The 21,541-nt window shown below is 67.1% G+C and carries 21 protein-coding genes, 2 tRNA genes and 1 other RNA gene; 13 read left to right on the forward strand and 11 right to left on the reverse strand.

Going from position 1 to position 21,541, the window contains the following annotated elements; all coding sequences use genetic code 11:
• Nucleotides 1-3: 3 nt before the first annotated feature.
• From G8760_RS05550 to G8760_RS05585, 8 genes are all read left to right on the forward strand, one after another.
• Nucleotides 4-936, forward strand: a complete 933-nt coding sequence (locus G8760_RS05550; RefSeq protein ID WP_166347648.1) for a carbohydrate ABC transporter permease — start codon at nucleotides 4-6, stop codon at nucleotides 934-936.
• Nucleotides 933-1,799: a carbohydrate ABC transporter permease gene (locus G8760_RS05555; protein ID WP_166347651.1), complete on the forward strand. Its 867-nt coding sequence runs from the start codon at nucleotides 933-935 to the stop codon at nucleotides 1,797-1,799. The genes G8760_RS05550 and G8760_RS05555 overlap by 4 nt, the downstream gene beginning before the upstream one ends.
• Nucleotides 1,796-2,998 (forward strand): enolase C-terminal domain-like protein, encoded by a 1,203-nt coding sequence (locus G8760_RS05560; RefSeq protein WP_166347653.1) that lies wholly within the window; start codon nucleotides 1,796-1,798, stop codon nucleotides 2,996-2,998. Before G8760_RS05555 ends, G8760_RS05560 begins: the two co-directional genes overlap by 4 nt.
• Entirely contained in the window at nucleotides 2,995-3,948 is a 954-nt protein-coding gene (locus tag G8760_RS05565) for a 2-hydroxyacid dehydrogenase (RefSeq protein ID WP_166347656.1), read from the forward strand. Before G8760_RS05560 ends, G8760_RS05565 begins: the two co-directional genes overlap by 4 nt.
• A 4-nt stretch (nucleotides 3,949-3,952) precedes the next feature.
• Nucleotides 3,953-5,311, forward strand: coding sequence for an amidohydrolase family protein (locus tag G8760_RS05570; protein ID WP_166347660.1), 1,359 nt, complete (start codon nucleotides 3,953-3,955; stop codon nucleotides 5,309-5,311).
• Nucleotides 5,308-6,996 carry an alpha-amylase family glycosyl hydrolase gene (locus tag G8760_RS05575; protein WP_166347663.1) on the forward strand — a complete coding sequence of 563 codons (1,689 nt, stop codon included), beginning with the start codon at nucleotides 5,308-5,310 and terminating at the stop codon, nucleotides 6,994-6,996. Before G8760_RS05570 ends, G8760_RS05575 begins: the two co-directional genes overlap by 4 nt.
• Before the next feature lie 90 nt (nucleotides 6,997-7,086).
• On the forward strand, nucleotides 7,087-7,386 hold the full coding sequence (locus G8760_RS05580; RefSeq protein WP_166347666.1) for a hypothetical protein: 300 nt from the start codon (nucleotides 7,087-7,089) through the stop codon (nucleotides 7,384-7,386).
• Nucleotides 7,383-7,682, forward strand: coding sequence for a hypothetical protein (locus tag G8760_RS05585; protein ID WP_166347669.1), 300 nt, complete (start codon nucleotides 7,383-7,385; stop codon nucleotides 7,680-7,682). Before G8760_RS05580 ends, G8760_RS05585 begins: the two co-directional genes overlap by 4 nt.
• Before the next feature lie 36 nt (nucleotides 7,683-7,718).
• Here G8760_RS05585 and G8760_RS05590 read toward each other — a convergent pair whose 3' ends face one another.
• From G8760_RS05590 to G8760_RS05605, 4 genes are all read right to left on the reverse strand, one after another.
• Complete coding sequence (locus tag G8760_RS05590; protein ID WP_166347672.1) at nucleotides 7,719-8,198, reverse strand: hypothetical protein; 480 nt, start codon at nucleotides 8,196-8,198, stop codon at nucleotides 7,719-7,721.
• A gap of 668 nt (nucleotides 8,199-8,866) precedes the next feature.
• Entirely contained in the window at nucleotides 8,867-9,553 is a 687-nt protein-coding gene (locus G8760_RS05595) for a hypothetical protein (RefSeq protein WP_207782044.1), read from the reverse strand.
• 440 nt (nucleotides 9,554-9,993) lie between these two features.
• Nucleotides 9,994-10,067: transfer RNA gene (locus G8760_RS05600), tRNA-Pro, on the reverse strand.
• Between the two features lie 75 nt (nucleotides 10,068-10,142).
• Entirely contained in the window at nucleotides 10,143-11,033 is an 891-nt protein-coding gene (locus tag G8760_RS05605; RefSeq protein WP_166348208.1) for a metallophosphoesterase, read from the reverse strand.
• Nucleotides 11,034-11,103: 70 nt separating this feature from the next.
• Here G8760_RS05605 and G8760_RS05610 point away from each other — a divergent pair, with 70 nt between their 5' ends.
• Entirely contained in the window at nucleotides 11,104-12,606 is a 1,503-nt protein-coding gene (locus G8760_RS05610) for an MFS transporter (RefSeq protein WP_166347678.1), read from the forward strand.
• 20 nt (nucleotides 12,607-12,626) lie between these two features.
• Nucleotides 12,627-13,082, forward strand: a complete 456-nt coding sequence (locus G8760_RS05615) for a GatB/YqeY domain-containing protein (protein ID WP_166347681.1) — start codon at nucleotides 12,627-12,629, stop codon at nucleotides 13,080-13,082.
• Nucleotides 13,083-13,192: 110 nt separating this feature from the next.
• Here the strand turns inward: G8760_RS05615 and G8760_RS05620 are convergent, their stop codons facing one another.
• The 7 genes from G8760_RS05620 to ffs form a co-directional block, all read right to left on the reverse strand.
• On the reverse strand, nucleotides 13,193-14,257 hold the full coding sequence (locus G8760_RS05620; protein ID WP_166347684.1) for an aspartate-semialdehyde dehydrogenase: 1,065 nt from the start codon (nucleotides 14,255-14,257) through the stop codon (nucleotides 13,193-13,195).
• Nucleotides 14,254-15,531 (reverse strand): aspartate kinase, encoded by a 1,278-nt coding sequence (locus tag G8760_RS05625; RefSeq protein WP_166347687.1) that lies wholly within the window; start codon nucleotides 15,529-15,531, stop codon nucleotides 14,254-14,256. Before G8760_RS05625 ends, G8760_RS05620 begins: the two co-directional genes overlap by 4 nt.
• A 94-nt stretch (nucleotides 15,532-15,625) precedes the next feature.
• The gene (locus tag G8760_RS05630; RefSeq protein WP_166347690.1) at nucleotides 15,626-16,225 is read right to left on the reverse strand and encodes a DUF5063 domain-containing protein; all 600 of its coding nucleotides are present in this window, start codon (nucleotides 16,223-16,225) and stop codon (nucleotides 15,626-15,628) included.
• Nucleotides 16,218-16,817, reverse strand: coding sequence for a recombination mediator RecR (gene recR / locus G8760_RS05635; protein ID WP_166347693.1), 600 nt, complete (start codon nucleotides 16,815-16,817; stop codon nucleotides 16,218-16,220). The genes G8760_RS05630 and recR overlap by 8 nt, the downstream gene beginning before the upstream one ends.
• 14 nt (nucleotides 16,818-16,831) lie before the next feature.
• The gene (locus G8760_RS05640) at nucleotides 16,832-17,242 is read right to left on the reverse strand and encodes a YbaB/EbfC family nucleoid-associated protein (RefSeq protein WP_166347696.1); all 411 of its coding nucleotides are present in this window, start codon (nucleotides 17,240-17,242) and stop codon (nucleotides 16,832-16,834) included.
• 133 nt (nucleotides 17,243-17,375) lie between these two features.
• Nucleotides 17,376-19,577, reverse strand: a complete 2,202-nt coding sequence (locus G8760_RS05645) for a DNA polymerase III subunit gamma and tau (protein WP_207782045.1) — start codon at nucleotides 19,575-19,577, stop codon at nucleotides 17,376-17,378.
• 95 nt (nucleotides 19,578-19,672) lie between these two features.
• Nucleotides 19,673-19,770, reverse strand: an RNA gene (gene ffs / locus G8760_RS05650) — signal recognition particle sRNA small type.
• Between the two features lie 115 nt (nucleotides 19,771-19,885).
• On the opposite strand from ffs, the gene G8760_RS05655 reads away from it, so the two are divergent.
• The 3 genes from G8760_RS05655 (at nucleotide 19,886) to G8760_RS05665 (ending at nucleotide 21,278) form a co-directional block, all read left to right on the forward strand.
• Nucleotides 19,886-19,970 (forward strand) — tRNA-Ser (locus tag G8760_RS05655).
• 321 nt (nucleotides 19,971-20,291) lie between these two features.
• Nucleotides 20,292-20,582, forward strand: a complete 291-nt coding sequence (locus G8760_RS05660; protein ID WP_166347699.1) for a type II toxin-antitoxin system VapB family antitoxin — start codon at nucleotides 20,292-20,294, stop codon at nucleotides 20,580-20,582.
• A gap of 159 nt (nucleotides 20,583-20,741) precedes the next feature.
• The gene (locus tag G8760_RS05665) at nucleotides 20,742-21,278 is read left to right on the forward strand and encodes a LytR C-terminal domain-containing protein (protein WP_166347702.1); all 537 of its coding nucleotides are present in this window, start codon (nucleotides 20,742-20,744) and stop codon (nucleotides 21,276-21,278) included.
• Nucleotides 21,279-21,541 lie beyond the last annotated feature (263 nt).

Consider the following 21,541-nt stretch of genomic DNA (forward strand, 5'->3'; position numbering starts at 1 on the left):
ACCATGAAGACACCTGTGCGTGAATCCGCCACCCGGATCCCAGCGGCGACCGGCTACCGGCCGCCGCTGGGCCGGCGCTTGACGCCGCTCGCGTTCATCGCACCCGCGGTGATCGTTCTTCTGGTGGTCCTGGGTTACCCGGTGGCCAACGCGATCTGGACCAGCCTGAACTACGAGGTCGCTACCGCCCCGGACGCACGTGAGTTCGCCGGGTTGGGCAACTTCCGAGAGATCTTCGCCGATCGCGCCTTCGCCGGCGCCGCCATGCGTAGTGCTGTGTGGGCGTTCGCCAACTTAGTACTCCAGCTGACCATTGGGTTGATCATCGCGTCGGTGCTCAACCAGCGGCTGCGGGCTCGGGCCATGGTGCGCAGCATCGTCATCATCCCGTGGGTGGTTCCTACCGTGGTGGTCGCGCTGATCTGGCGCTTCATCATGGACCCCACGTCCGGACCGCTCAACGACGTGCTGCGCTCCACCGGCATCATGAGCGAACCGCCGCTCTGGCTCGCCGACACCGACTGGGCGTTTCCCGTGCTGATCCTGGTCAGCGTGTGGAAATGGACGCCGTTCGTGGCGGTGATCCTGCTGGCCGGGCTGCAGACAGTGCCGGACGAGGTCCGCGAGGCCGCATTGATCGACGGAGCGACCTCCTTCCAGCGGTTCCGTTATGTGATCGTCCCGCACATCAGCACGAGCATCGCCATGGCCAGCGTCCTGACGATCGCCTACTCGATCAACAACTTCGCCGGCATCTGGCTGTTCACCCGTGGTGGTCCGGCGGGCAGCACGGAGACCCTGACCACGCTGGCTTACCGGTACGCGTTCGCCGAATTCGACTTCGGCAAGGCGGCGGCGGTGGCGTTCGTCCTGTTCGTCTTCGTGTTCATCGTCAGCTGCGTCTACTTCTACATCGTCGAGGGGAGGCGGAAGTGAGCGTCCAGATCACGCGGGCCCGCCGTCCACGCCCGGCCAGATTCGGCCACCGGCTGCGCCGGCTGGGGCTGTACCTGCTGGTGGTGCTGATCCTCGGCGTCGTGCTGGCGCCGTTCCTCTGGATGGTGTTGTCCAGCTTCAAGAGCCCGGGCGAGATCCAGGGGGTGACGGAGAACTGGCTGCCCGAACGGCCCTACGTTGAGAACTACGAGGGTCTGCGAGATACGCCGTTCCTTCGGTACTTCACCAACAGCCTCTTCATCGCGGCCGGTACCACCTCGATCGCGATCGTGGTGGCCGTCTTGGCCGGGTATGGCTTCGCCCGGTTCCGGTTCGTCGGCCGGAAGATGCTGCTGATCGCGATCGTGACGATGCAGATGTTCCCGGCGGTGCTGTTGGCGGTCCCGCTCTACAAGATGTTGCGCACGGCCGGGCTGCTCGACACCCAACTTGGGCTCGTCGTGGTCTATGTGACGTTCGCGCTGCCGTTCTGCATCTGGATGATGCGCAACTACTTCCTCACCGTGCCGATCGAGGTGGAGGAGGCCGCGCTGATCGATGGGTGCAACCGGTTCACGGCGTTGTGGCGGGTGGTCTTGCCGCCCACGGTGCCGGCGATCGCCGCTGCCGCGGCCTTCTGCGTGATCAACGTGTGGGAGGAGTTCCTGTACGCGAACACGTTCATCGACACCGACTCGCGTCGGCCGTTGTCGGTGGGGTTGTACTCCCTCATCGGCGAGTACACCACCGACTGGGGGCGCCTGATGGCCGCTGGGGTCCTGATGGTGCTGCCCGTCGTGATCATTTTCGCCGTCTTGCAGCGTTACCTGACCCAGATCGCTGGAGGGGGAGTCAAAGGATGAGGATCACCGACGTCCGGTGCGTCACCTACGTCGGCGAGCTGAAGCATCCGGAGCCGTTCTGGACCGACCGGTTGCGCCGGCCGACCGATGTCTATCCCGAGTTCGCCCGCATCGGCGCTGCCGACCTGCGCCGGCTAGGTCCCGACCGGTACGAGGTACGCAGCACCTTCCTGCACGTCGATACCGACGCCGGAATCACCGGCTCCACCGCGCAGATCTCGGCCGACCAGGCGCACATCATCCAGGGCACCCTGCGGGAGCTGTTGGTCGGTGCCGACCCGCTGGCCACGGAGCGGATCTGGGACGTGGCCTACCGCTCGTCGATCCATGCTCGTCGTGGTGCCGGCATGCTGGCGCTGTCCGCGGTGGACTGCGCCCTCTGGGACATCCGCGGCCAGCACTTCGGCGTGCCCGCACACGTGCTCCTGGGTGGCCCCACCCGCACCGAGGTGCCGATCTACGTGTCGACCCTGGGCACCGGGCTGGGCGAGGCGGACGTGCGGCGCGCGACCCGGGCGGTGGTGGGGGCCGGCGGTTCCGGGATCAAATGGTTTCCCCGGGTGGGGCCGCCGGACGGTGCGGCCGGGGTGCGCGCGGTTGCCGAACTCGTGGAGACCGTCCGCGACGAGGGCGGCGAAGACCTCGACATCATGCTCGACGCGTGGAGCTCGTGGGACGTCATGTTCACCGTCGACGTCGCTCGTGCGGTGCGCGATGCGCGGGTGTGCTGGATCGAGGAGCCGTTGAACACCGACGACGCCGCTGGGTATCGGCGGCTACGAGACCACCTGGGCGGCGATGTCGCTATAGCCGGCGGAGAACACGAGTACGGGCGGTGGGGTTTCGCGGCGCTGACCGCCGACGCGGTGTTCGACGTCTACCAGCCCGACCCGCATTGGGCCGGTGGCATCAGCGAGGTCGCCAAGATCGGGACGCTGCTCAGTGCGGCTGGCGCGGTCATGATCCCGCACGGGCAGTCGATGCAATGTAATGCCGCCCTGGCGTTCTCCTCGTCGCCGGCGTTGACCCCGCGGATGGAGTACCTGGACAAGCTCGCGCCGCTGTACCAGCACTTTCTGGCGCACCCTCTTGTACCGACGGGCGGGGTGATCGAGGTGCCCACCCTGCCGGGCCTGGGTATGGAGCTGGATCCGGACCGGGTGTTGGCGGCCGAACCGTTGGGTGGAGCCGCCGAATGAGCGTGCCGATCGTCGCCGCGCTCTGGCGTTACGACCCACCCGCCGTAGCGGCGATGGCGGCGCCCCATCCGGTCGACGTCCGGGTGCCGGGCCGCGGAGTGGCCACCGAAGAGCTGGTCCGGGACGCCGACGTGGTTCTCGCCGATCCGTCCGGGCTGCGGCCGTTGCCCGCCGACATCATCGCCACGATGGGACGCTGCCGGTTGATCCAGCAACCCGCCGTCGGCGTGGACACCGTAGACGTCGCCGCGGCCACGGCTCGGGGTATCGCGGTGGCCAACGCCGCCGGGGTCAACAGCCAGGCGGTGGCCGAATGGGTGGTGCTGGCGGCGCTGACGTTGCTGCGCGGGGCACACCATTCACACACGGCGATGACCAGTGGTGGCTGGCCCGACCCGGAGCCCGGCCGGGAGCTGGGTGCGTCGACCGTTGGTCTGATCGGCCTGGGCAACGTCGCGCGGACGGTGGCGCGGCTGCTCGACGGGTTCGGGTGCACCGTCGTCGCACACCATCACCGGCCGGCCGTCGACCTGCCAGCCGGAGTACGGCAGGTACCACTGGACGATCTCCTGCGCCGCAGCGACGTGGTGAGTGTGCATGTGCCGCTCTCGGCGGCGACACGCGGCATGCTCGGGGCTGAGGAGTTGCAGGCGATGCGGCCGGACGCCATCTTGATCAACAGCAGCCGGGGTGCGGTGGTGGACGAAGCGGCGTTGGTGGCGTGGCTGGAGGCCGGTCCGCGGCGGCGGGCCGCCCTCGACGTCTTCGCCGTGGAACCACTCGCACCGGACTCGCCGCTCAGACGCAGCCACCAAGTCCTGCTCAGTCCACACGTCGCCGCGCGTACCGCGCAGGTCCGGGCCCGGCTGCACGAACTGGTCGCGGAGAACCTTCGTCGGGTGTTGTCGGGGCGGGCCATCCTGAACTTAGTCAACGGGCAGGTGAGGTGAGCCGATGACGACCCTCCGGCTGCATTCGATCGACGTCTTGGCCACCATGGCTGGACCGGAGATCCGGGACGGCGCCGTGTTCATCCGCGACGGCTGGATCGAGCAGGTCGGCACCTCAACCGAGGTGTCCGGCGTCGCGGACGAGTCGGTCGATCTGTCCGGGCACGTGGTGCTGCCCGGCTTGGTCAACACCCACCATCACCTGTGGCAGACCCTAGCCCGGGCGGTGCCGGCGGCCCAGGACGCCGAGTTGATCGGCTGGCTGCGGGCGCTCTTCCCGCTCTGGGAGCGGCTCACTCCGGACGCCATCCGGGTGGCCAGCCGGTTGGGGGCAGCCGAGCTTGCCCTGTCCGGATGTACCACGGTGGCCGATCACCACTACGTGTGGCCGAACGGCTGCCGCATCGACGACCTGGTCGAGGGGATCGGGCCGGTGGGCCTGCGGGCGCACCTGACCCGCGGTGCCATCACGCAAGGTAGCGGTCGCAGCGTGTTGCCGGATCCGCTGACCGAGCAGGACGATGCCGTGCTGGCCGCCGTCGAACACGCCGTCGCGGAGTATCACGACCCCGAGCCCGGTTCGTCGCTGCGAGTCTGCGCCGGGCCGGCCGCGGTGCTGTCGATGCCGGCCGGTGCATTACGAGAGCTGGCCGATCTGGCCCGTGAACTCGGCATCGGCCTGCACACCCACCTGGCCGAGACACCGGGCGAGGCGGAACGCTGCCTCGCGGCGACGGGCCGTCGTCCACTGGACCATCTGAGCGCACTCGGATTGGCTGGTCGCGACGTCTGGTTCGCGCACGCGGTGCACCTGGAGACCGCGGAGATCGCGCGGTTGGCGGAAACCCACACCGGGGTCGCCCACTGCCCGACGTCCAACATGCGGCTCGGGTCGGGTATCGCTCCGTTGCGTGCGCTGAGCGCCGCCGGGGTCCCGGTAGGACTCGGGGTCGACGGATCGGCGTCCAACGACACCGGGCACCTACTAGCGGAGGCACGGCAGGCGATGCTGGTCGCGCGGGTAGCCGAGGCACTGGGCCCGGGCGCCGACACTCCCACCTTGCTGGGGGCCCGGGACGTCCTCCGCCTGGCCACTCGTGGTGGCGCCGAGGTTCTGGCCCGCGACGACATCGGGTCCATCGAAGCCGGCAAGGCCGCCGACATCGTCGCCGTCGACCTGCGCCGACCAGCGTTTGCCGGCGTACACGATCCCGTGGCGGCGCTGGTCTTCTGCGCCGTCGCGACCGTCGACCACTCGTGGGTGCAGGGCCGCCGAATCGTCGAGGACGGCCGGCTGAACACGGTGGACATGGACACACTGTTGACCGAACACCACACCCAGACTCAAGGCCTCATGACATGACCACGGCGACGGACCGCGTTCGTTCCCTGCTGACCTACATCTACGACGAGCAAGCGGCCGACGAACTTGGCCACCGCATCGAGCAACGTCACCCGCCGGCCGCAGGTGCTCCCGGCCGGCGCCGCTTCACCAGCGCGGACGCCGTGCTCATCAGCTACGCCGACACCGTCCGCGACGATGCCGGGGCCCCGCCGCTGCGGACCCTCGGGAAGATCGTCGCCGAGCACGCGGACGAGTACACCCATCTGCACCTGTTGCCGTTCTTCCCCGCGTCGGGGGACGGCGGTTTCTCCATCGTGGACTTCACCTCAGTAGACCCGGCGCACGGATCCTGGGACGACATCTCCGCGCTGGGTGCACGCCGGCGCCTGATGGTCGACCTCGTGCTCAACCACGTGTCGTCGGCCTCTGATTGGTTCCAGAGTTTTCTCGCCGGGGATTCCCGATATTCGGAGTGGTTCCACACCGTCGATCCCGGCACTGATCTACGCGCCGTTTTCCGGCCGCGCACCCATCCCCTACTGACTCGATACGACACCGCCGACGGACCGGCACACGTATGGACGACGTTCTCGCCCGATCAAGTGGACCTGAACTTCTCGGAACCCGCGGTGCTGGAGACCGTCCTGGACGTGCTGGCCGGCTACGTGGCCCACGGCGCCCGGGTGATCCGTCTCGATGCGGTTGGTTTCGCCTGGAAGGAACTCGGCACACCTTGCCTGCACCATCCCAAGACACACGCCATCGTCCAGCTGATCCGGGCCTTCCTGGACCGGATCGCACCCGACGCCCAGATCGTGACCGAGACCAACGTGCCGCACGAGGACAACATCTCCTACTTCGGCGACGGTCACGGCGAGGCACAGATGGTGTACAACTTCTCGCTGCCACCGCTGGTGGTGGATGCGTTCGCCCGCGGCAGCGCGGCAGACCTATCCGCGTGGGCAGCCACACTCGCCACATCCGGAGAGACGACGTTCTTCAACTTCCTCGCGTCGCACGACGGAATCGGCATGACCCCGGCCTATCCCATCCTGGGCCCCGAGCGGGTCAAGGAGTTGGCCCGGAGAGCCCGGGACCGCGGCGGCGACTGGTCCGGCCGGACCACGAGCGACGGATCGACGGTGCCGTACGAGCTCAACATCGGACTGGTCGACATCCTCGCCGGTGGTGCTGCCGATCCTGTCCCTGAGCTGGCCCAGCGGCTGCTGGCGGCGGCGTCGATCCAGTTCGCACTGCAAGGTGTGCCGGGGGTGTACATCCACAGCCACCTCGGGTCCAGATCGTGGCTGGCCGGCCCGGAACGGACCGGTGAGAAGCGGTCGATCAATCGGGAGCGGCTGTCGCTCGGACCGTTGCGCACCGAACTCGGTGATCCCGACGGCTTGCGGGCCCGCGTCGTCGCTGGACACCGCCGCCTCCTGCGGGCCCGTCGAGCCAACGACGCGTTCGACCCCTACACGCCCCATCACGTCGAGCCGCTGGACCCACGGGTGTTCTCCGTGATCCGGCGGCACCGCGGCAGTGAGGTCTGGTGCGTCACCAATGTCTCCGATCAGGTGGTCGCCCTTGACCCCCCACCGCGTTGGGCAGCCCGGGTGGACGTCTTCTCCGGCCGGCAGGAGAACGGGCCGCTGAAGCTCGGCGCCCACACGTACCGGTGGTTCCAGCCCGCCGCCGAGTAGCGTGATCGTTGTGCCGCACGTCAGCAATTCATGGTATGAACCAACGTGTTTGATGGACACTCGAAAGAGACCGCCCGACGAGTAGGAACCATGACGGACCACCAGTCTTCCGGCGACGATCGCGGCATCGAGCCGGCCGACATCACGGCGACGCAGCTGGCTGCGCTGGCTCTGGTGCGCCTGTGCATCCGGGACGAGCCGGCTCACCTCTCCGTCGACCTGCTGACCGACGACGATGGATCCATCGACATCGGGGTTATCCAGGAGTTGGTCAATCTCGCGGCCAACCTGGTTCACACCCTCTCCGACATCTCTGGCACCGAATCAGAGGAGATCCTCGACGGACTTGTCCGGGGTGCGGTCTCCGACGCCGGTGGTGAGCAGCGGTGACCGACCACCAGCCGTCGGGCGACGACCGCGGGATCGAGCGCGAGACCGACGTCACTGCTGCTCAACTCGCCGCTCTGGCGCTCGTCCGACTGTGTATTCGCGACGAGCCCGCGCAGTTGTCCATCGACCTGCTGACCAACGACCACGGCGGCGTCGACGTGCACGTGGTGCAAGAGCTGGTGTTCCTCACCGCTGACCTCACCCGCGCCGTCGCCACGACGTCGGGGGTCGACGTCGAAGAGATGCTCGACGAACTCGTGGGATACGTGGTCACCGAAGGCGGAGAGACCGAGTAGCCATCGCTGGCACAACTCGCCGCAGGTCTGGGCCGGTCAGGACGCCGCGCCGCCGAACAAGAACGGAGCCGTGCGGGGGCCGGCCTGGTCGAAGAAACCGTGCACTCTCCGCTCGTCGAACGGGATGCCCATCCGGGCCGCCTCCTTGGCGGCCGCCTCCACGACGTCGAGCTGGTCGAACGGCAGCTTGAACAGCTCGATCCGGGAGAGGATCCGTTTGTTGATCGGCCGTTTCGCATCCCAGAACACCAGCGACTGGATCAGATCGGTGCTGGCCCGGCTGGTGCGGATCGCCCACGTCAGGGCGGCTTCGGTGGCGTCGTCGAACGGCAGGAAGTAGCAGGTGTCGTCGAGCACCACCGGGTGCTCCGCGATCGGTGCGACCAGCCGGAAGGCCGGCTCTTTGTGCAGGCCCGAGATGGCGACCTTGTAGGGCGTGTAGGTATAGCTGCCGTGGCCGAACACGGAGAAACGTGGGCGGTTGCGGTAGATCGAGGACTTCCGTGCGTCGAGCACTGTCGCATGGGAGTGGAGATAGCGCCAGAGGTGCCGTCTCCGTCGCGCACGAGTTGGTAGCGGTCGACGTCAGACACCAGCCGGCCGTCCACGATGCCGAAACGTGGAGCCGTCGCCGACGGCGGATTCAGATCGTCATGGACGAACGTGGTGTACTCCGTCGTCCCCGCAGGGTCCACGCGAACGACGAACCAGCACGCGTCGACGCCTGCATCGAACCACTTCTTCGCGTCGATCCGGTGGAGCGACGACCCGGTGATGGCGAAACCGGCGGAGCCGAGAATAGCGTCGAGCCCGCGGGCCTGCTTGAAGTTCTCCTTGTGTGGCACATTGTTCGAGTTCATCCGGCGTAGTTCGGCCGATGTCACCCAGTGGATTTCCGACGACGAATAGTTCACCTTCCGTCGTCCACGCGAGGTCGTTGGACAGGTTCATCCGGAAGATGTTGGGGTTCAGCACCGTGCCGTGTGCGGACGCAGCCGCCGCATGGTCGGGTTGCAGTTCGATGCCCAGCCGCTCTGAACGTGGTGCGATCTCGGCGCTAGCCTTGAGAAACGACCCCTGACCGCACGTGGGTTCCAGGATGCGGGCATCCGGCGGCACGTCGAGCAACTCCGGGGCATCGACGAGCCAACGGAAGCGGAGTCTGGAAGTCGCCGAACTCGTTGTTAGGCACGCAGATCGAGCACCTCGGACGCGAAATTCCCAGCGTCGGCGACCCCTATCGCACGGCCGTACTGGAGCCTCCACTGCAGAGCGTTCGAGATGGTCAGGACGCCCTGCTTGGGGACGTCGTCGATCAACTGCTCAGCCAACCGGCGGCGACCAGCCTCGTCCAGCGGCACGTTCTTGTCTTGGAGCAACGCGTCGAGATCCTCGATGACGGCCTCCCGCCCACCCGGATCCTGGGGCAGTTGCATGACGAGATCGCGAATCAGCCTGGTGAGGGTATGGTCGCCCGTCCTGGCCTGGTCGATATAGATGACATGCTGGATATCGAGGTATGCCACCTCTTTGGTCGGCTCGTCTCGTTTGACGTAGACAACCACCAGCAGGTTGTAGCCCAGGCCATAGATCTTCTGCGTAGCCGACCGGAACGGACACGACGACTGTGGTTGGCGCAGCGAGGTGACCTTCAGATCGAGGTTCAAGGAAGGAAAGTCGAGCCCATTCGCCGCGTTCCCGGCCTCGAGCTCGAACCGCTCGATCAGGTACTCCTTGAACAGGGCCTCGACCTTCGTCCCGACCGCCTTGTCGTCGGTGACCGCGTACAGCTCGGGTAGGGGAGTAGCCGCCAGCCCGTCGGCGAACTCCGTCGCTGCCTGATGGAAAAGCTCCAGAGTCAGAACAGGCAACGAGGGCATAGGAGTGTCGCTCCATCGATCGGCCGCACGGTCGTCACCTGGTTACTGTAGCCGCACCAGCCGGGCCTGCCATGGCGCCACGGCCTGCACATCGTGAGCGGATACGGCGGTTTGTGCTGTCGCCTCCGCGCTCTGGTGCTCCGGCGGACCAACAACAAGCGATGAGCCTCTGTTCGTCGTCGGTCCGCATCGACGACCGGCATAAGTGTGTCTCGTTGGGCAGCAGCCGGCCTGGTGCGGTGAGTGCTCGCTCGATCGAGCCGGATAGCGGCTTCCAGCGAGCGTTCAGCGCACCAGGCCCGCCGACCCTCGACCCGACCAAGATCTACCAGCGCACCGGACGCCCACCCGGCCCACAACCCAAAACACAGAAAGCCGGACCTACAAAATCGTAGGTCCGGCTGTCCGCGATGTCCTGAGACATCACAGTGTCGGGGTGACAGGATTTGAACCTGCGACCTCTTCGTCCCGAACGAAGCGCGCTACCAAGCTGCGCCACACCCCGAAGTCGCCGAGTCAGCATATCGGAGATCCGCGCCAGACCCGAAATCGGCTGGTCGCTAGTGTGCCGGGCGGCGCACTAGGGTGCGGCGACGAGGGTCAGCAGGGTTGCCTCGGGTGGGCAGGCGAACCGCACCGGGGTGTACGGCGAGGTGCCTAGTCCGGCCGAGACGTGCATCCAGGCGGCGCCAGGACCGCCCTCGGCGGGATGCCGGGATACACCCTTGACCCGGGCCGGTTCGAGGTCGCAGTTGGTCACTAGCGCGCCGTAACCGGGGACACACAGCTGTCCGCCGTGGGTATGGCCGGCGAGCAGCAACTGGCAGCCGTCGCCCGCCATTGCGTCGAGTACCCGAAGATACGGCGCGTGGGTGACACCGACGGTGAGGTCGGCTTCCGGACTGGCCGGGCCGGCGACGCGGTCGTAGCGGTCCCGGCCGAGGTGTGGGTCGTCGACGCCGACGAAGTCGAGGCGGAGGTCGCCAAGATCGACCGTGCCGCGCGTATTGGTCAGGTCGAGCCAGCCGGCGGTGCTGAACCCCTCTTGCAGGTCGGCCCAGGGAAGGTTGGGCTGGTGCACGCGGGCCTTGCCGCGGGTCGGCAGCAGATACGCGGCCGGGTTCTTGGGCTGCGGCTTGTAATAGTCGTTGGAGCCGAAGACGAACACTCCGGGAGTCGAGAGCAGCGGCTCGAAGGCGTCGAGCACTGCCGGGACGGCATCGGAATGTGCGAGGTTGTCGCCGGTGTCGACAACGATGTCGGGCTGGAGGGCGGCTAAGCCGCGAACCCACTCGATCTTGCCGCGCTGCTTGGGAGTCAGGTGCAGATCGGACACATGCAACACTCGGATCGGCCGGGTCCCAGACGGCAGAACCGGCACCTCGAACCGTCGGAGGCGGAATGACCGCACCTCATAGCCGGCCGCATAGACCAGGCCACCCAGGGCTAGGCCAGTCAGGCCGAGCGTCATCTTCTTGGCAAACACCAGCCAAGCGTCCCACACGCGCATCATACGCGTGCACGTTGCCAGGGCATTCGCCATGAGTGGCGGGACTGTGGAGCAGGCGGTCCGACTGCGGAGCGGCCGGGGCCGCGGTCTGCTGGCCGCCATGGCGCTCGGGTCGGGTATGGCCTTCCTGGACAGCACGGTGGTCAACGTCGCCCTGCCCACCATCGGGCGGGAATTCGACGCCCGGCTGGCAGCCTTGCAGTGGACGGTGAATGCCTACACGCTGATGCTGGCCGCTTTGATCCTGCTGGGTGGGGCGCTGGGGGATCGGTTCGGCCGCCGCCGGATCTTCGTCATCGGCGCGTCGTGGTTCACCGTCGCCTCGGTGCTGTGTGCCTTGGCGCCGACGGTGGAGATACTCATCGCGGCCCGGGCATTGCAGGGCGTTGGTGGCGCATTACTTACCCCAGGGGCGTTGGCCATCCTGCAGACGTCCATCCATCCGGATGACCGAGCTACGGCCATCGGTTCCTGGGCCGGGTTGACCGGCATGTCCGGGATCCTGGGGCCACTGCTGGGAGGGTGGTTGTTGGAGTTCGACTGGCGGTTCGTCTTCTGGATCAACGTCCCCTTCGCTTTCCTGACCATCTACCTCACGCTGCGGTGCGCTCCGGAGACCCGAGCTGGCCGCGGCAAACATGGATTCGACTGGGCGGGGGCGGCGCTCGGGGCGTTGGCGCTCGCGGCTAGCACGTACGCGCTGATCGCGGTAGCCGACGCGGACATGGTCCAGCCGGTGATCATCGCCGGAGTTGTGACGGTGGCCGCGGTGGCGGCGTTCCTGCGTCGCGAGGCCACGGCCCGTTCGCCGATGGTGCCGCTGTCATTGTTCGCCCATCGGACGTTCAGCGTGATCAACGTGATGACCTTCGTCGTGTACGCCGGTCTGTCCGCGGTGATGTTCTTCCTCGTGATCCAGCTACAAACCTCACTCGGCTGGAGCCCACTCGCTGCCGGGCTCGCCAGCGTGCCCGCGACACTGCTGATGCTGGTCCTCTCCGGTCGTAGCGCCGATCTCGCCACCCGGTTGGGGGTACGAGCCCCGCTCGTGGTGGGCGCCCTAGTCGGCGGCGCCGGCGTGGCGTTGCTCAGCGGAGTCGGCCCGGGAGACAGCTACGTTCCCGCCGTGCTACCCGGGGTGACGCTGCTCGGCATTGGCCTGGTGATCCTGGTCCCGACGTTGACCGCGACAGTGATGGCAGCGGCGCCCGGTGACCAAGCTGGCGTGGCAAGCGGCATCAACAACGGCGTGTCGCGAGCCGCAGGGCTGATCGCGGTGGCTGCCATCCCCGCCGTGGTTGGTTTAGGCGGAGATGGTTATGCCGACCCCACCATGATGACCGACGCCTACCGCAGCGCCATGGTGATCTGCGCGGGTCTCTTGGCGTCCGGCGGCGTGATCGCGGGTGTCTTGTTGCCCCGCGTGACGGCCGGGCCAGCGTCGGACCTCGCCGAAGCTGCCGAGGCGGAAGAGGTGCCTGACACCGTTGCTCCTTGTACGGCTCCCGGCACGCCGCCCGTGCACGGGCGGTGACTATACGCGACACTGGGGCCATGACCTCCCTCAAGGATCGGATGAAGAGCGATCTGACCGCCGCCATGCGGGCGCGTGACGATCTCCGCAAGGGCACGCTGCGTATGACATTGGCCGCTATCGGCACCGCTGAGGTAGCCGGAGACACCGCTAAGCAGCTCAGCGATAACGAGATCATTACGGTGCTCACCCGAGAGGTCAAGCGTCGCCGTGAAGCCGCCGAAGCGTTCCGCACCGGCGGCCGGGCCGAGAGCGCGGAACGGGAAGAGGCAGAGGCCGCCGTCATCGCCGAGTACCTACCGGCCCAGCTGTCCGAGGCCGAACTCGCCGAGCTGGTTGAGCAGGCGGTGGCCGAAGCCGGCGCCACGACACCACGCGACATGGGCACGGTGATGAAACTCCTGCAGCCCAAGGTGGCCGGCCGCGCCGAAGGTCGAATGGTGGCCGACGCCGTCAAACAGCGGTTGACCTCCTGACGGTCTTCCCGACGTACGCCGGAAGAACCCGCCATGATCGACCCGCGCCGGCCGCCGGAGTAGTCAACTACCGGTGGCCGGCTAGGGTCGCGTATCCCCGATCCGACACACTAGGAGACGAGTTCGGCCGCGACGATCTCAGCGATCTGGGCCGTATTCAAGGCCGCGCCCTTACGCAGGTTGTCGCCACAGACGAACAGGTCCAGTGAGTGCGGGTCGTCGAGCGCCCGACGGACCCGGCCAACCCAGGTCGGATCGGTGCCGACGACGTCGGCCGGGGTGGGGAACTCGCCACGAGATGGATCGTCGTACAACACCACACCCGGGGCGTCACGCAGGATTTCCCAGGCCAGTTCGGTGGAGACCTCGCGCTGGAAGGTGGCATGCATAGCCACTGAATGAGTGGTGACGACGGGTACCCGGACACACGTCGCCGAGACCGAAAGGTCGGGCAGGTCGAGGATCTTCCGCGACTCGTTGCGGATCTTGAGCTCCTCAGAGTTCCAGCCGCCGTCCTTGAGCGAACCCGCCCACGGCACCACGTTCATGGCCAGCGGCGCCGGGAACGGCCCGAGATCATCGCCCACCACTCGGCGGACATCACCCGGCTGAGAGCCGATCTCGCGGTTGCCGGCAACCTTGCTCAGTTGGTCGTGCAAGGTGTCGATGCCGGACTGGCCAGCACCTGACGCGGCCTGATAGGACGCGGCGAACAGCTGCGTCAGCTCCAACTCGGCATGTAACGCACCCAACACCACGATCATGGACAAGGTGGTGCAGTTCGGGTTGGCGATGATGCCCTTGGGCCGGTTGCGCGCTGCTGGTGCGTTGACCTCGGGCACCACCAGCGGCACCTCGGAGTCCATCCGGAACGCCCCGGAGTTGTCCACCGCGACGGCGCCTCGCGCGGCGGCCACCGGCGCCCACTCGGCGGAGACCTCATCGGGCACATCGAACATCGCGACGTCGACGCCGTCGAATACCTCTGGTGCGAGCGCCTGGACCTCGACCTCCGTGCCGCGCACCGACAGCTTGCGCCCGGCCGACCGCGCCGAGGCGATCAGACGGATCTCACCCCATACGTTCTGCCGGGTAGAGAGGATCTGTCGCATCACGGTGCCGACCGCGCCGGTAGCGCCAACAATGGCGAGAGTGGGAAGATTCTGGTTGGTCATCGGCCTGTTCCTCCGTACACGACAGCCTCGACCTCCGCCACGTCGAGATCGAATGCGTGGTGGATGGCCCCTACAGCAGTGTCCACGTCTTCGCCTCGGACCACCACAGAGATACGGATCTCCGACGTAGAGATCATCTCGATGTTCACTCCGGCCTCGGCGAGCGAGCCAAAGAACTTGGCGCTGACCCCGGGGTGGCTGCGCATCCCGGCTCCGATCAGGGAGACCTTGCCGACTCCGTCGTCATACCGCAGCGCCTCGAAGCCCACTTCGCCCTGAACGGCGGTCAGTGCGGACATGGCGCTGGGTCCGTCGGTGGCCGGCAGCGTGAACGAAATGTCCGTGCGGTTGGTGTCCGCGGCGGACACGTTCTGCACGATCATGTCGATGTTGACGTCTGCGTCGGCGACGGCACGGAAGATGGTCGCGGCCTCGCCGACCTTGTCCGGCACGCCGACGACGGTGATCTTCGCCTCACTTCGATCGTGGGCGACTCCGGAGATGATCGGCTGCTCCATGTCGGTGGTGTCACGTCCTTCGTTCTGATCTGAAACCCAAGTGCCGGCCAGCGTGGAGAAGCTGGAGCGCACATGGATGGGGATGCCGTACCGGCGGGCGTACTCCACACACCGCAAGTGGAGGATCTTAGCGCCGCAGGCCGCCATCTCCAGGGTCTCTTCATAGCTGATGCGCGGTATACGACGCGCAGTCGAGACGATGCGGGGGTCGGCGGTGAAGATGCCGTCGACGTCGCTGTAGATCTCGCACACGTCGGCGTTCAACGCCGCGGCCAGCGCGACCGCCGTGGTGTCCGATCCGCCGCGCCCGAGCGTGGTGATGTCCTTGCTGTCTTGGCTGACGCCCTGGAAGCCGGCGACGATAGCGATGGCGCCGGTGTCGAGCGCCTGCCTGATCCGCCCCGGGGTGACGTCGATGATACGAGCCTTGCCGTGCGTGGAGTCGGTGATGACGCCGGCCTGGCTCCCGGTGAACGACCGGGCCTCGTGGCCGAGATCGCCGATGGCCATCGCCAGGACCGCCATGGAGATGCGTTCACCCGCGGTGAGCAACATGTCGAGTTCCCGACCGGCCGGGACCGGCGAAACCTCCTTGGCCAGATCGATCAGCTCGTCGGTGGTATCACCCATCGCAGACACGACGACCACGACCTCGTGGCCGGACTTTTTTGTGTCGACGATCCGCCGAGCCACCCGCTTGATGGCCGCGGCGTCGGAGACGGACGATCCGCCGTACTTCTGGACGACGAGGCCCACGGCGTGCTCCTTGTGTCAGCGTCGATTCGTGCCTTGGCAGTCTATTCGAGGCATCGACGAGACCGGCGACTGTCCGGATCGCGGAACGCCGCGATCAGGTGTCGACCTCGGCCAGCAGCGAACGTTCCTCGTCCCCTCGGGCGTCGTTTCGCTCATGATCCAGCCGGGTATGTGCGATCAGCGAATGCAGCGCACGCAGGGCCGCGCCGCAGGTAGACCCCCACGACGACAGGTAAGAGAACTGCCACCACCACAACGCCTCCACGGTGCGGTCATCCCGGTAATGGGACAGCCCATGGAGGAGCTCGGCGGCGATGCTGGCGAGATCGTCGGACAGCCGGAATCCGGTGACACCACGGTCAGGATCGATGGGGTCGACGACCTCGACGTAAGGATCGACGGGATCGAGCAGCTTGGCCAGGCGTTCGCGTAGCTCGTCGACGTCGGCGTCAGGGCCGGCGTCGGGCTCGAAATGGCCATGCGGAACAACATCGCTGATGGCACCTAGCCGACCACCGGCCAGCGCCAGCTGGCTGACCTCCAGGAGCAGCAGCGACAGGGTGCTCGCTGGGTCGTCGCCCCGGGCGATTTCACGTAGGGCGAGCAGAAAGCTCTCCACTTGGTCGGCGATCTCGGCACCGAACTCGGCGTATTCGTCGCCGGTGCCGGCTTCGGCGGTCACATCGTCAGACATCGAGCTGCCTCCTACCCTCAAAAGCCCGGCCTAGGGTGACCTCGTCGGCGTATTCGAGATCGCCTCCGACCGGTAGTCCACTCGCCAAGCGTGTCACACGCAGTCCCATCGGTTTGACCAACCGGGCGAGATAGGTGGCCGTCGCCTCACCTTCGAGGTTCGGATCGGTGGCGATGATGAGTTCGGTGATGCTGCCATCGGCCAGCCGCGTCATCAGCTCCTTGACGCGCAGCTCATCCGGCCCGATGCCCTCGATGGGGCTGATCGCCCCGCCGAGGACGTGGTAGCGACCGCGGAACTCACGGGTCCGTTCGATCGCGACGACGTCCTTGGGCTCCTCCACCACGCACAGTATCGACTGGTCACGGCGTGGATCTCGGCAGATCTGACATTGTTCGGCCTCGGCGACGTTGCCGCACGCCACACAGAACCGCACCTTCTCCTTGACCTCGTTCAACGCGGTAGCAAGCCGGTGAACGTCGTCGGCGTCGGCGGCAAGAATATGAAACGCGATGCGTTGCGCACTCTTAGGGCCGACGCCCGGCAGCCGCCCGAGCTCGTCGATGAGGCTCTGGACGACACCTTCGTACATGCCCGGACCGCGTTCTACGCGCCGTGATCGCGCTGCTGCGCAGGACCACCAGGCGGGGTGTCGTCGTCATCGTCGACGGTGGCGCCGGGGATGGCCGCGCCACCGAGCAGTCCTTCGAGTCCGCCACCACCGAGCAACCCCTCCACGCCCGCTCCGATCGAGCCGAGTTGCTCACTGGCCCGCCGCTGGATCTCGGCATGAGCGTCGCGGACAGCGGCCACGATCAGATCGGCCAGAGTCTCGGTGTCTTCCGGATCGACCACCGAAGGATCGAGCTGCAGGGCCGTCAGCTCCCCGCCACCGGTCATGGTGGCGCGTACCAGCCCACCGCCGGCGGTGCCGGTGATCTCGCTCTCAGCCAGGTCCTGCTGCGCGGACACCAGCTGTTCTTGCATCCGTTGAGCCTGCTGCAGCAGCTGGCTCATGTCGATACCTTCCGAACCACCAGACGGAAACACTGTGGAACTCCTCCATACGGGCATGCCGAACGGTTCGAGCCTACGGCACGCGGGTCCTCCGCGCTGAAGCGAACCGGGTGTCGGCGCGCGGCCGGTGTCGTCAGGCGGGATCGGACTCGGAAATAACGGTGGCGCCTAGGGTTCGAGCCAGCAGTTCCTGCTCCGACTCACCGGAGCTGTCGAGGTTCTCGTCGTCGAGGTCGGCACCCTGTCCGCGGGCGTCGTACGGGTCGGTCGGTGGCGTCGGCTCGCTGGACTCAACCGGCCCGGTCCCGCGCTGTTGGATCGCGGCCCGCGCGGCGGCCGCACCGGTGGGTTGCACGGAGGCCGCGGCATCCGGCGTTGGTGCGGTCGGTGCGGGGCCCGGCCGCTCGGCGGGGTCCGGAGAGGCGCCGGCGCCAGGGGTGCTCGGGCCGGGAGCGGGAGCGTCGTGGCTGGCCGACGCCGGGGCCGCCGTGGTCGCAGCCTGCGGCGGTGGCGTCGGCGCCGGACCTGACCGGCTACCAGCGGTTCCTGGGCCCGTCGCGGCCGAAGGATCGGCCGAAGGATCGACGATGGCATTGATTCGGAGGTCGACCAGCAGCACGTCCTTGATGGCTTGCTGGAGGTTGGCCTGAAAGTCTTCCCGCCGGGCGAACGTATCGCGCAAGGTGGGCTGCCGGAAGGCCAAGGTGAGTACCCCGTCGGCCACTTCCATGACGGCGGACTCCTGCGAGATCAGGCTCCAGGGGGTTCGTTTGATCTCCCGGAGCCGAACCATGACCTCCGGCCACATGCGCCGGACGTCGGCGATTCCTGGACCGGCGGCCGGAGTAGTGACTGGAGTAGTGACTGGACCGGCGGCCGCTGTGGTGGGCTCCGGCGTGGTGGTCGTGGAGCCGGAGGACGTGCGAGGTGGGATCGGTTCGGCCGGTGGCTGCGGTTCGGCCGGTGGTACCGGCTCGGTGGGCCGTGGAGGCTCGACCGGCGGCACTGGCTCTCGCGGCGGCGCCGGTTCCGCCGGCGGAACCGGGTCAGCCGGCGGCGCTGGTTCGGTGGGCCGCGACGGCCGGGCGGGACCCGCTGGGGCGGCTGCGGCCGAAGTGCTCGTCGGGGTGGCAGAGGCAGGAGCGGCTGGTGCGACCGCGGTACCCGCGGCGCCGGCCAAACGGCGCTCGATGCGGTCGAGGCGAGCCTGCACGCCGGACGTGGAGTGGTCCGCGCCGGGCAACATCAACCGGGCGCAGACCAGCTCGAGCTGGAGCCGGGTGGGGGTGGCGCCCTTCATGGCGGTGATGCCTTCGTCGACGACGTCGGCTAACCGGATGAGATCGGCGGGACCGAAGCGGGCGGCCTGGGCTGCCATCCGTTCGGCCTGGTCTTCCGGTGCGTCGATGAGTCCGTGGGTGGCGGCGTCGGGAGCGGCCCGCACGACCACCAAGTCGCGGAGCCGTTCCAGGAGGTCGGTCAGGAAACGCCGGGGATCATGGCCGGAATCCATCACGCGGTCCACGGCGGTGAACATGGTGGCGGGGTCGTGATCGGCGATGGCCTGGACGACCTCGTCGAGCAGGGCGGCATCGGTGAAACCCAGCAACTGCACCGCGAGATCGTAGGTGACTCCGTCGTCCCCAGCGCCGGCGATCAGCTGGCCGAGCACCGACTGGGCATCTCTCGCCGAACCCGCGCCGGCCCGGGCTACCAGCGCCAGCGCGCCCGGCTCGATGGTGACCCCCTCTTGCTCGCAGATCCAGGCCAGGTTCTGTTGAAGAGTTTTGTTGGGGATCAGCCGGAACGGGTAGTGGTGCGTGCGCGACCGGATAGTGCCGAGGATCTTGTCCGGTGCGGTGGTAGCGAAGATGAACTTCAGGTGGGCCGGCGGCTCCTCGATCAGCTTGAGAAGGGCATTGGCCGCGCCCGGACCGAGTTGGTGCGCCTCGTCGATGACGTAGATCTTGAAGCGGGACGACACGGGTGCGAAGTGCGCTTTCTCACGCAGCTCTCGGGCGTCGTCCACGAGTCCGTGGGTGGCGGCGTCGAGTTCGACGACGTCGATGCTGCCGGAGCCGTTCGGAGCCAGTGCGACACAGGACTGGCAGGTGCCGCACGGTTGCGGCGTCGGGCCCTCGTCACAGTTGAGGGAGCGGGCGAGGATGCGCGCCGACGACGTCTTGCCACAACCCCTGGGACCAGAGAACAGGTAGGCGTGGTGGATGCGGTCGTTTTCCAGCGCGCGCATGAGCGGCACCGTGACATGTTCCTGCCCGACGAGGTCGGAGAACTGCCCCGGCCGATAGGTGCGGTACAACGCGAGGGACGACACCTTGGGAACCATAGTCGCCCGGACCGGCACCGCGCATCCGTGGACGTCGCACGCTGTGGACAGACGCCACCCGTTGTGGACGGACGGCCGGGAAAAGAAAGGACCCCTCGCGTACCCGGCAGAGCCCACCTACCCTTGCTGCCTTCCGGCCCTGGGGGAGTTCGGCAGGGATACCGCCACACGAGGGGTCGGTCACCCAGTGTACTCATGACTCGGCGAGAACCAACGGGGCCTCCACGTTTGAGGACCGGGGCCGGCCGCGCCAGCCGATTTCAGCTGGAGCGGGCTCGTCGGATACGCTCTTCGGCGGAGGATTCGCCTAGTGGCCTAGGGCGCACGCTTGGAAAGCGTGTTGGGAGCAATCCCTCAGGGGTTCGAATCCCCTATCCTCCGCGTCGCCTGATCAGGCAACAAAATCCGGGGTCGGCCCTACTTGTGGGCCGACCCCGGACTCTTGTCACGTTGGGGTTAGTGACATGGTGCGGTGAGTTCTGGGTTAGCGGCCCAGATAGCGGTTTCCATCTAGCGTTCAGCGCCCCGCGACCCCACGACCCCACGACCCTGCGGCGCTGCTCCGCGGCTTCCTCGGCTAGCCCTCCCTCTCCATGATCATGAACACTTTGCCGTGCTATCACACGGCAAAGTGTTCATGATCATGGAGAGGGAGGCAGGGGGCTGCCTGTGCACATGGCTGCCTTCTATAGACTGCACTGGGTGATCTTCAAGCGTGTGGGCGAGGGCCGTCCCTATCCGGACCACGACACCACGCTTCGCGAGTGGGCGGAGCTACCGCCGCGGCAGCTCCGCCTCGACGAGTTGGTGACCGTCAAACGCAACCTCGACCTCGAAACACTGCTGGCTCAGGATTCGACCTTCTTTGGTGACCTGTTCCCACACGTGGTCGAGTGGGAAGGCGAGTTCTATCTCGAAGACGGTCTGCACCGCGCCTTGCGTTCGGCGCTCCAGCAGCGGCAGGTCATTCATGCTCGTGTGCTCAGCCTCTGATGTATCGATCTAGTGTGTCGCTCCGGCCGGACCGGTACTCTTCTGTGCTGGGTATGGCGAGCTAAGGTCGTCGATGCTCAGACCCCGTGGCAAGCGCCGGACCGGGTGCGCTCCCACTGACGACACGAGGCCTCGTGCCCGAAAGGAGTGCGGAGGACGATGGACGCGGACGAGCCGACCGAAGAGTACGAGGACAGCCCGCGGCACACGTGGCGGCATGTGCGAACCGCGGTCACCCTGCTGATCCTTGTCGGGTTCGTCGTCGGTGCCGCCTGGTACAGCTGGAACAACGTCCTCACCGGGGACGACGACGAAGCCGCGCCACGCGCCGCGCCAACCTGTGTACCGGTGGCTCCGACCGACGCACCCGACCCAGAGGCGATCGAGCTCAATGTGTACAACGCGACTCAGCGCGGTGGGCTCGCCCGTGACGTCGCCGCGGCCATGCGCGAGCGTGGGTTCACCATCCTCGACGTCGCCAATGATCCGCTGGAACGGAGTGTGGACGGCACCGCGGAGGTCCGCTCGCACGAAGACCAGCGCGATGCCGCCACTCTGGTGGCTTCCCTGGTGCCCGATGCCGTGATCGTCGCGGATGAGCGCTCCAGCGAGACGGTAGATCTAGTGCTTGGCAACGACTTCGAGGAACTCGCCTCTGACCCAGAGCCGGATCAGACCCTTCAGCCCTGCGACTAAGCTCGCGGTTGGCTCGTCGCGCCGGCGAAGACCATGCAGTGGTCCCGTCATCCCCGTGTGTGCACCTGATCTCCGTTTTGTCACCTGATCTTTTTCCCTGGAGCGATCAGGTGTACCAACGACGGACGACGGCGCGTGTGGTGTCTCGGGACATCGCTGACGGGTGTGTCTCGGGACATCGCTGACGGTTTGAGTGTGTCATGTGGGTTGGGGTTCGCGGTGGCCGCGTAGGTCGTAGCGGGGTTGGGCGCTGGGTTGGTAGC

Origin of the sequence: Phytoactinopolyspora limicola, assembly GCF_011320225.1 — a bacterium.
Classification (GTDB): domain Bacteria; phylum Actinomycetota; class Actinomycetes; order Jiangellales; family Jiangellaceae; genus Phytoactinopolyspora; species Phytoactinopolyspora limicola.

What these genes read in the sequence shown, in the direction of transcription:
- G8760_RS05640 (WP_166347696.1), bottom strand. Translation starts at nt 17,242, where the DNA reads ATGAGCCAGCTGCTGCAGCAGGCTCAACGGATGCAAGAACAGCTGGTG.
- G8760_RS05605 (WP_166348208.1), bottom strand. Translation starts at nt 11,033, where the DNA reads ATGACGCTCGGCCTGACTGGCCTAGCCCTGGGTGGCCTGGTCTATGCG.
- G8760_RS05570 (WP_166347660.1), top strand. Translation starts at nt 3,953, where the DNA reads ATGACGACCCTCCGGCTGCATTCGATCGACGTCTTGGCCACCATGGCT.
- G8760_RS05565 (WP_166347656.1), top strand. Translation starts at nt 2,995, where the DNA reads ATGAGCGTGCCGATCGTCGCCGCGCTCTGGCGTTACGACCCACCCGCC.
- G8760_RS05665 (WP_166347702.1), top strand. Translation starts at nt 20,742, where the DNA reads ATGGACGCGGACGAGCCGACCGAAGAGTACGAGGACAGCCCGCGGCAC.
- G8760_RS05610 (WP_166347678.1), top strand. Translation starts at nt 11,104, where the DNA reads ATGAGTGGCGGGACTGTGGAGCAGGCGGTCCGACTGCGGAGCGGCCGG.
- G8760_RS05550 (WP_166347648.1), top strand. Translation starts at nt 4, where the DNA reads ATGAAGACACCTGTGCGTGAATCCGCCACCCGGATCCCAGCGGCGACC.
- recR (WP_166347693.1), bottom strand. Translation starts at nt 16,817, where the DNA reads ATGTACGAAGGTGTCGTCCAGAGCCTCATCGACGAGCTCGGGCGGCTG.
- G8760_RS05620 (WP_166347684.1), bottom strand. Translation starts at nt 14,257, where the DNA reads ATGACCAACCAGAATCTTCCCACTCTCGCCATTGTTGGCGCTACCGGC.
- G8760_RS05630 (WP_166347690.1), bottom strand. Translation starts at nt 16,225, where the DNA reads ATGTCTGACGATGTGACCGCCGAAGCCGGCACCGGCGACGAATACGCC.
- G8760_RS05575 (WP_166347663.1), top strand. Translation starts at nt 5,308, where the DNA reads ATGACCACGGCGACGGACCGCGTTCGTTCCCTGCTGACCTACATCTAC.
- G8760_RS05615 (WP_166347681.1), top strand. Translation starts at nt 12,627, where the DNA reads ATGACCTCCCTCAAGGATCGGATGAAGAGCGATCTGACCGCCGCCATG.
- G8760_RS05580 (WP_166347666.1), top strand. Translation starts at nt 7,087, where the DNA reads ATGACGGACCACCAGTCTTCCGGCGACGATCGCGGCATCGAGCCGGCC.
- G8760_RS05560 (WP_166347653.1), top strand. Translation starts at nt 1,796, where the DNA reads ATGAGGATCACCGACGTCCGGTGCGTCACCTACGTCGGCGAGCTGAAG.